Genomic DNA, 8,018 nt, shown 5'->3' on the forward strand with positions numbered 1-8,018 from the left:
TGCATCAACAATAAAGGCGACAGTATGCTGGCAGAAGATAAATTTACATGGTCCCAGGGGCGGTGGCTGTGGATTCTGGGCAAAATTTATGAGTTGAACCGAAAAGGAGCATTTTCAGCGGTATCAGAGGAATCTCTGGAAATGTGGATGAAAGGGACATGGGACTTTATCAAAAACCATTCCATCTACGGCGACAGCATTTGCTGCTATGTGCTGACCCGGGATGGACAGAAAAAGAAGGATGAGCGCACCGGGCGGTATGACGCCAGCATCTATGCGGACTGCTTCGCCCTCATCGGCATGTCCCAGTATGTCAAGGTGATGGGATACCGGGAGGGACTTGAAACGGTGGAACAACTGTATCACAGCATTGTCCGGCGTATTGAGGCCAGAGATTTTCTCACGGAGCCTTATCCTATTCCGGACGGATATGAGATTCACGGCATCCCCATGATTCTCGTCAACACGGTGCAGGAATACATCCTGATGAGACAGAGCCTGAATCTCCCGGTGGAGGAGGAGACGGCCTATGCCAGAGGAAAACTGGAATTTATCTTAAACGAACTGTACGATGGAAAAGGCCATATCAGGGAGCACAAGAGCACACCGGAGCGGTATCAGGATTACATGCTGGACCGCCATTTAAATCCGGGCCACACCCTGGAGGACGCCTGGTTCTGGGTGGAATTTCTTGAGACATTCGGAGGGCTTGAGGAGTATCTTCCGGAAATCAGCGAGATTGTAAAGGAAACCTTTGCCGTCGGCTGGGATGAGGAGTACGGCGGTCTGCTTCGCTTTGTGGACAACGAGGGCGGCCGGCCGAGAGGCATCAACACCGGAAGCGCCTATGAGAAGCTGATGGAGGAGACCTGGGATATGAAGCTGTGGTGGCCTCACTCGGAAATGCTCTATCTCTTTCCAAAAATGTATGAGCTGACCGGCGACGAATCATTTTTACAGGCGTATGAAAAGAGCTTTACCTACGCATTTACCACATTTCCCAACCAGGAGCTGGGAGAATGGATACAAATCCGCAGACGTGACGGTTCACCGGAAGAAAAGCTGGTGGCACTGCCGGTGAAAGACCCGTTCCATATCATGAGGAATCTGCTGAAGAATGTGGAGCTATGCCTATGAGGACATTAGGTATATCAAAAGTATGTATTACGCCACAGAAACCGGTGAGACTCTGTGGCTTTGGATTCCGGACGGGAGTCTATGATGGTGTTCGCAGAGACATTTTCGTGAGAGTTTTTGACTTGCGGGAGGAGTCAGAGCGGGCGGTATTCATCTACGGGGATTTGCTCTGGTGGAATTCGGAGTTCGTGGACAGGATGAGACGGGAAATGATGGAGACTCTTGGAATACCGAAGGAACAGCTGCTGTTCGTGGCCTCCCACAACCACTCAGGCCCGGGAACGGGAAATAGCTTTGTGCCGCTTTTAGAAACGGCGGATGAAGAATATCTCGACTATCTGGCCTCCCGCATTCTGGAGGCGGTCCGGCAGGCCGGGGAAAACCAGGAGGAAGTGACGCTGGTCCGCTCCGATGGCAGTTGTGCCTTAAATGTATTCCGCCGGGTGATGACAAAACAGGGCATCGCTATGAGACCCAACTATGACGTGGAGCCGGACAGAACCCTGACTGTCTTCAGTTTTTACCGGGCGGATAAGACCTTGAAAGGAAGGCTGGTGCATTATCCCTGCCACGCCAATCTCTCCAAGGACAATGAACTGCACCCGGATTACCCCGGATATGCCCTGGAGCGGCTGGACCGGGAAAATCCTGGAAGTGTCCACATGTTTTTGCAGGGATGCACGGCGGATATGAGGCCCAACTGCGTGCTGGGAGACCAGTTCCGGGCAGGCACGAAGGCGGACGTGGAAGCATTTGCGGACTATTTCTGTGAGGCGGTGGGTGAGGCAGTGGGAAATGCGGTAGGAAATGTCGTGGAGAGTGCCGTGGGAAATGCGGCAGGGAATACGGAGGGAAGTACCATAAACAACGGAACTCCTGTCACACCCGGTATGACGCTTAGCATCCGGCAGCACCGTCTACCGCTTGTTCAAAATTTCACAAAGGAAGACATGGAGACTTACGCAAAGGATTCCAGGGAAGAGATACGCCAGTGGGCGGCAAAGGTTCAGGAAAAAAAACTCCGGGATTATGAGACGCTGGAGGTAGCGGCCTTAAGTCTGGGAAAAGAGAAACTTTATTTTCTCAACGCCGAGGTGTCCATGCATTACGCCAAATTTTTGAGAGAGCAGTACCCCGGGGCCATATGCGCCGGATACACCAACGGCATGATTGGCTACTTAAGCTCCGCCGTCCAGATTCGGGAGGGCGGCTACGAGCCGCAGGAGTCGGCAGTCTATTTTGCGCTGGCAGGAACTTATAAGGAAGAGATACAGGATATTATTGAGACCGCGTTGGTATAGCGGACAGCATACATAACATGTGGGGAGAAAGGGGAAACCATGGAGGAAGGACGTTTAACAGATTTATATTATGAAGAGATTTTGAGCATCATCAATGAAATCCGCAGCACGGAGAGAGGGCAGATCCTGAAGGCGGCCCGCATGGTGGCGGACCAGGTAAAACAGGACAAAAAGGTATTTGTGTTCGGTCCCGGCGGCCACTCCAATCTGGCGGCCATGGAAGTGTTTTTCCGCGCCGGTGGTCTGATGCACATTGACGCGGTGCTGAATCAGGAGACCATGCTGAACAATGGCGCCTTAAAATCCATGCAGGTGGAGCGCCTGCCAGGCTATGGAAGAATCGTGATGGAGGATTACGGCATCGGGGAGGGAGATTTGCTCTGGATCGTCAATGCCTACGGCATCAACTCCGCCACCATTGACGCCGCCCTGACAGCCAAAGAAAAAGGAGCCAAAATCATCGGCGTCAGTTCCAGAGAGCACGCGGAGACCTGCCCGAAAGAGCATGTGGCCCGCCACCCGTCCAAGCTGAATCTTCACGATATCGTGGACTGTGCCGTGGACTGCAAGGTGAAGCTGGGAGACGCAACGCTGGAGATAGACGGTTTCCCACAGAAAATCGGCGCCCTCAGCACCTACGCCAATGCCTATGTGATGAACTGCATCGTCATAGAGGCCATCAACATGCTGGTCAATGAGGGAGTCAACCCGCCGGTATGGAGAAGCGGAAATTGTCCGGGCGGCGACGAGTGGAACAACCAGTTTATCGACAGATTCAAAGGAAGAATCCGCTGCCTGTAAGGAGGAAATCAGATGAGTGTGTTATTTAAAAATGCAAAATTGATTATGCCTACGGGCATTTACGAGGGGGAGGTGCTGACAGAGGGAGATATCATTTCCGATATCTCCCTGGGCGGCCATATCGAAACGCCGGCAGACCGGACGATTGATGTGGAAGGAAAGTATTTGTCTCCCGGATTTATCGAGACCCATTCCCACGGCGCCGGCGGCTATGACTTTATGGACGGCGATGCGGAGTCCATCTACGGCGCCTGCAGGACCCATCTGAAACACGGGACCACCACCATTCTGCCGACTACCATCACAAGCACGAAGGAGTCCCTTTTAAACTTCGTAGATTTGTTCAACACGCTGGATTTGCAGAAACCGGGCTGTCCCAACATTTACGGACTCCATCTGGAAGGGCCTTACTTTGCCATGAGCCAGAAGGGCGCCCAGGAGCCCAAATATCTGCGAAATCCGGAGCCGGAGGAATACAACGCAGTGCTTGCAAGGACAGACAGGATTAAACGATGGTCCTTCGCCATCGAGCTTCCCGGCTCCGGCCCATTTCTGGCCGCTCTGCGGGAGCAGGGCATCGTCAGCTCCCTGGCCCACTCCGACGCCACCTGCCAGGAGGTATTCCGGGCATATGAAAATGGAATCACGGCGCTGACTCATTTCTATTCCTGCATGGCCTCCGTGAAGCGTGTCAATGCCTTCCGCGTGGCCGGCGCCATTGAGGCCGGGTATCTGCTGGACGGCCTGTATGTGGAAGTGATAGCCGACGGCTGCCACCTGCCAAAAGAGCTTTTGCAGTTAATCTATAAGGTAAAAGGGGCGGAGCGCATCTGCCTGGTGACGGACAGTATGCGTGCGGCCGGCATGCCGGACGGGGAGTACATTCTGGGCGGCAAAGAGACCGGCATGACCTGCATCAAGGAGGACGGCGTGGCAAAACTGCCGGACCGCTCGGCTTTTGCAGGCAGTGTGGCGACTTCTGACAGACTGGTCCGGACCTTCCGCGAGCTGACCGGGGCGCCTCTCTATGAAGTGGTAAAGATGGCCAGCACGACACCGGCCCATATGCTTGGCATCCAGGCGAAGACCGGCTCCATCGGCATGGGAAAAACGGCTGATTTAATCGTATTTGACGAGGACATCCAGGTGTCGGCCGTGATGGTGAGAGGAGAGCTTGTCATTTCATAAAATAGCCTCAAAAAACTGCATATGAAAAAAAGATTGACGTTTTTTCCCGCTTATGATATAGTTATTGGGCGAATGGAAGAGCTTAGGTCTTTTTTTTATGCTCAAAAATATAAGAAAAGACTGAAAAAACAACGAAATTTTTAAGTGGAGGTGGAAGTCGTGCGCACAAAGATTACTCTGGCATGTACGGAATGTAAACAACGTAATTACAACATGACGAAGGATAAGAAAACTCATCCGGACAGAATGGAAACAAAAAAGTATTGTAGATTCTGTAAGACACATACTTTGCACAAAGAAACGAAGTAATCAGGTTTAGTAAAGGACGTGAATTTATGGGAGAAACAGCCAGCAAGGATAAAGCCCCGAAAAAGAGTTTTATCAAAGGTTTGAAAACCGAGTATAGCAAAATCATCTGGCCTGACAAAGAGACGGTGGGCAAACAGACGGTTGCTGTTTTGGCGGCGTCAATTGCACTTGGGCTGATAATCGCTCTGATAGACCTGATTATCAAATTTGGCCTGAGTTTCATCTTATAATAAGGGCGAGGGTGATTCTATGTCAGAAGCTAATTGGTATGTAGTCCATACCTACTCAGGTTATGAGAACAAGGTTAAGGTTGACATTGAGAAGACCATAGAGAACAGAAACCTGCAGGACCAGATTTTAGAGGTTTCCGTCCCGATGCAGTCGGTGGTAGAGATTAAAAACGGCGTGGAAAAAGCTGCGGACAAGAAGATGTTCCCGGGCTATGTGCTGCTTCATATGGTTATGAACGACGACACATGGTACGTGGTGCGTAACACCCGCGGTGTGACGGGCTTTGTAGGCCCGGGCTCCAAACCGGTACCCCTGACTGAGGAGGAGATGGCAAGTCTCGGATTCGGTGCAGCGGGCATTGTGACAGGGTTTGAGGTTGGCGACACTGTTGTCGTTACTTCAGGTGCATGGAAGGATACCGTTGGTGCCATCAAGTCCATCAACGAGAGCAAGAAAGCCGTCACCATCAATGTTGAGATGTTCGGCCGTGAAACACCGGTTGAACTTGCTTTCACGGAAGTGAAAAAGATGTAACAAGTAAAAGCGGCCTTTATCGGTTAAAGGCTCGTGGGAGGGAAATCCCCGACAATACCACATTTATTTAGGAGGTGCCTAATTATGGCAAAGAAAGTAACAGGATATATCAAACTGCAGATTCCAGCTGGAAAGGCAACACCAGCACCACCAGTTGGTCCGGCTCTTGGACAGCACGGTGTTAACATCGTTCAGTTTACCAAGGAATTCAATGCAAGAACTGCTGACCAGGGAGATTTAATCATTCCTGTCGTAATCACAGTATATGCTGATAGAAGTTTCAGCTTCATCACAAAAACTCCACCAGCTGCCGTATTGTTAAAGAAGGCATGCAAGCTGAAAACCGCTTCTGCTGTTCCGAACAAGAACAAGGTAGCTACCATCTCGAAAGCAGAGCTTCAGAAGATTGCTGAATTAAAGATGCCAGACTTAAACGCTGCAAGCGTTGAGGCTGCTATGAGCATGATTGCTGGTACTGCTAGAAGTATGGGTATTACGGTTGAGGATTAAGTTCCCGGCTCCATACCAGTCAAAGAGATGATAAACAGTTAAAAACGTGGGAGGGACATCCCCGACAATACCACTAGGAGGTTATTTAGAATGAAAAGAGGAAAAAGATACGTAGAGGCTGCTAAATTAGTAGACCGCGCTACTCTTTATGACGCAGCAGACGCAATCGCATTAGTGAAAAAGGCAGCTGTTGCAAAATTTGATGAGACCATCGAAGCTCACTTGAGAACCGGATGTGACGGACGTCACGCTGACCAGCAGATTCGTGGTGCAGTTGTACTGCCACACGGAACTGGTAAAGTAACCAGAATTCTTGTATTCGCAAAAGGACCGAAGGCTGACGAGGCACAGGCAGCAGGCGCTGACTTCGTAGGCGGCGAGGAACTGATTCCGAAGATTCAGAACGAAGGATGGTTGGATTTCGACGTAGTTGTAGCTACCCCAGACATGATGGGCGTTGTAGGACGTCTTGGCCGTGTACTTGGACCGAAGGGCTTAATGCCTAACCCAAAAGCCGGCACAGTAACCATGGATGTGACCAAAGCGATCAACGATATCAAAGCCGGTAAGATTGAGTACAGACTTGATAAAACAAATATTATCCACGTGCCATTAGGTAAGGCTTCTTTCACAGAAGAACAGTTAGCGGACAACTTCCAGACGCTTATGGATGCAGTTATCAAGGCAAAACCAAGCACATTAAAGGGCGCTTACATTAAGAGTGCAACACTGAGTTCCACCATGGGACCTGGTGTAAAACTGAATGTAGGAAAATTAGTGAACTAGGTTTAACTTTTTAATTGACATCATTCATAGATAATGATATAATACGCAAGTATTGACTGCCGAAGACAGTAGGTGCCGCAAGGCGTAAGGGGTGACCGCCTACCGAGGAAATGTACAAAACTCACTGAGTGATTGTAGACCTCTCTGTCTTTGTGACGGAGAGGTTTTTCTTTGCAGGAATACTTCAAAATAAATAAGGAGGTAAACCATTCATGGCAAAAGTTGAATTAAAACAGCCAGTTATTGCAGAAATCGCAGAGCTTTTAAACGGTGCCCAGTCAGCAGTTGTAGTTGACTACCGTGGCCTGACTGTGGAGCAGGATACAGCGCTTCGTAAACAGTTAAGAGAAGCCGGTGTAACTTATAAAGTATATAAGAACACCATGATTCGATTCGCTGCAAAGGGCACAGATTTTGAAGCCTTAGACCCACATCTGGAAGGACCGACAGCATTAGCAGTGTCCAAGACAGATGCAACCGTAGCAGCCAGAATCCTTGCGAACTTCGCAAAGAAGGCAGATGCGCTGGAGATCAAGGGCGGCGTTGTAGAGGGAACCTACTACGATGCAAAGGGAATGAACGTTATCGCTACCATCCCTTCAAGAGAAGAACTTCTTGGCAAATTGCTTGGAAGCATTCAGTCCCCAATTACGAACTTTGCTCGTGTGCTTAATCAGATTGCAGAGTCCAAAGAAGCGTAATAGTTTATAAAAAACGAAAAATTAATCAAATATCAAATACGGAGGTATATGAAAATGGCAAAATTAACAACCGCTGAGTTTATCGAAGCTATCAAAGAATTATCAGTATTAGAGTTAAATGATTTAGTAAAAGCATGTGAAGAAGAATTTGGTGTATCCGCAGCAGCAGGCGTTGTTGTAGCAGCAGCAGGCGGCGCAGCAGAGGCAGCTGAGGAGAAGACAGAGTTCGACGTAGAGCTGACAGAAGTTGGTCCTAACAAGGTTAAAGTTATCAAGGTTGTTCGTGAAGCTACCGGCTTAGGCTTGAAAGAAGCTAAAGACGTAGTTGACGGCGCTCCTAAGGTAGTAAAAGCTGGCGCTTCCAAGGAAGAGGCTGAGCAGTTAAAGACATCCTTAGAGGCTGAGGGTGCGAAAGTTACCTTAAAGTAATTTGGCTCTTCTTTGCTTCCGAGTCCGTGTCATGCGGGCTCGGGAGCCTTTTTTGTATAACAGGAAAGTGCATCCTGTTATACAAAAGCCC

At 49.7% G+C, this 8,018-nt stretch carries 11 protein-coding genes and 1 other annotated feature; all 11 genes read left to right on the plus strand.

Features of this window, described 5'->3' with window-relative positions; translation table 11 throughout:
- Positions 1–1,137: AGE family epimerase/isomerase (locus HMPREF9473_RS03140; protein WP_006778608.1), on the plus strand; the 1,137-nt coding region annotated here is incomplete at its 5' end.
- The gene (locus tag HMPREF9473_RS03145) at positions 1,134–2,438 is read left to right on the plus strand and encodes a neutral/alkaline non-lysosomal ceramidase N-terminal domain-containing protein (protein ID WP_006778609.1); all 1,305 of its coding nucleotides are present in this window, start codon (positions 1,134–1,136) and stop codon (positions 2,436–2,438) included. The genes HMPREF9473_RS03140 and HMPREF9473_RS03145, both read left to right, overlap by 4 nt.
- A 39-nt stretch (positions 2,439–2,477) precedes the next feature.
- Entirely contained in the window at positions 2,478–3,239 is a 762-nt protein-coding gene (locus HMPREF9473_RS03150) for a sugar isomerase domain-containing protein (RefSeq protein ID WP_006778610.1), read from the plus strand.
- 12 nt (positions 3,240–3,251) lie between these two features.
- Positions 3,252–4,427, plus strand: coding sequence for an N-acetylglucosamine-6-phosphate deacetylase (gene nagA / locus HMPREF9473_RS03155; protein ID WP_006778611.1), 1,176 nt, complete (start codon positions 3,252–3,254; stop codon positions 4,425–4,427).
- Between the two features lie 159 nt (positions 4,428–4,586).
- Positions 4,587–4,736: a 50S ribosomal protein L33 gene (gene rpmG, locus HMPREF9473_RS26685; RefSeq protein WP_080552267.1), complete on the plus strand. Its 150-nt coding sequence runs from the start codon at positions 4,587–4,589 to the stop codon at positions 4,734–4,736.
- Positions 4,737–4,762: 26 nt separating this feature from the next.
- The gene (secE, locus tag HMPREF9473_RS03160) at positions 4,763–4,966 is read left to right on the plus strand and encodes a preprotein translocase subunit SecE (RefSeq protein WP_006778612.1); all 204 of its coding nucleotides are present in this window, start codon (positions 4,763–4,765) and stop codon (positions 4,964–4,966) included.
- Between the two features lie 19 nt (positions 4,967–4,985).
- Positions 4,986–5,501, plus strand: coding sequence for a transcription termination/antitermination protein NusG (gene nusG, locus HMPREF9473_RS03165; RefSeq protein WP_006778613.1), 516 nt, complete (start codon positions 4,986–4,988; stop codon positions 5,499–5,501).
- Between the two features lie 84 nt (positions 5,502–5,585).
- On the plus strand, positions 5,586–6,011 hold the full coding sequence (gene rplK / locus HMPREF9473_RS03170; RefSeq protein ID WP_006778614.1) for a 50S ribosomal protein L11: 426 nt from the start codon (positions 5,586–5,588) through the stop codon (positions 6,009–6,011).
- A gap of 90 nt (positions 6,012–6,101) precedes the next feature.
- On the plus strand, positions 6,102–6,797 hold the full coding sequence (gene rplA, locus HMPREF9473_RS03175; protein ID WP_006778615.1) for a 50S ribosomal protein L1: 696 nt from the start codon (positions 6,102–6,104) through the stop codon (positions 6,795–6,797).
- A gap of 41 nt (positions 6,798–6,838) precedes the next feature.
- Positions 6,839–6,976, plus strand: a sequence feature (ribosomal protein L10 leader region).
- A gap of 33 nt (positions 6,977–7,009) precedes the next feature.
- Positions 7,010–7,498 (plus strand): 50S ribosomal protein L10, encoded by a 489-nt coding sequence (rplJ, locus tag HMPREF9473_RS03180; protein WP_006778617.1) that lies wholly within the window; start codon positions 7,010–7,012, stop codon positions 7,496–7,498.
- Between the two features lie 54 nt (positions 7,499–7,552).
- Positions 7,553–7,927, plus strand: a complete 375-nt coding sequence (gene rplL / locus HMPREF9473_RS03185) for a 50S ribosomal protein L7/L12 (RefSeq protein ID WP_006778618.1) — start codon at positions 7,553–7,555, stop codon at positions 7,925–7,927.
- The last annotated feature ends 91 nt before the right edge of the window (positions 7,928–8,018 follow it).

Origin of the sequence: Hungatella hathewayi WAL-18680 (genome assembly GCF_000235505.1) — a bacterium.
Taxonomy (GTDB): domain Bacteria; phylum Bacillota; class Clostridia; order Lachnospirales; family Lachnospiraceae; genus Hungatella_A; species Hungatella_A hathewayi_A.

What these genes read in the sequence shown, in the direction of transcription:
- rplA (WP_006778615.1), top strand. Translation starts at nt 6,102, where the DNA reads ATGAAAAGAGGAAAAAGATACGTAGAGGCTGCTAAATTAGTAGACCGC.
- nagA (WP_006778611.1), top strand. Translation starts at nt 3,252, where the DNA reads ATGAGTGTGTTATTTAAAAATGCAAAATTGATTATGCCTACGGGCATT.
- rplL (WP_006778618.1), top strand. Translation starts at nt 7,553, where the DNA reads ATGGCAAAATTAACAACCGCTGAGTTTATCGAAGCTATCAAAGAATTA.
- rplJ (WP_006778617.1), top strand. Translation starts at nt 7,010, where the DNA reads ATGGCAAAAGTTGAATTAAAACAGCCAGTTATTGCAGAAATCGCAGAG.
- rplK (WP_006778614.1), top strand. Translation starts at nt 5,586, where the DNA reads ATGGCAAAGAAAGTAACAGGATATATCAAACTGCAGATTCCAGCTGGA.
- secE (WP_006778612.1), top strand. Translation starts at nt 4,763, where the DNA reads ATGGGAGAAACAGCCAGCAAGGATAAAGCCCCGAAAAAGAGTTTTATC.
- HMPREF9473_RS03145 (WP_006778609.1), top strand. Translation starts at nt 1,134, where the DNA reads ATGAGGACATTAGGTATATCAAAAGTATGTATTACGCCACAGAAACCG.
- nusG (WP_006778613.1), top strand. Translation starts at nt 4,986, where the DNA reads ATGTCAGAAGCTAATTGGTATGTAGTCCATACCTACTCAGGTTATGAG.
- HMPREF9473_RS03150 (WP_006778610.1), top strand. Translation starts at nt 2,478, where the DNA reads ATGGAGGAAGGACGTTTAACAGATTTATATTATGAAGAGATTTTGAGC.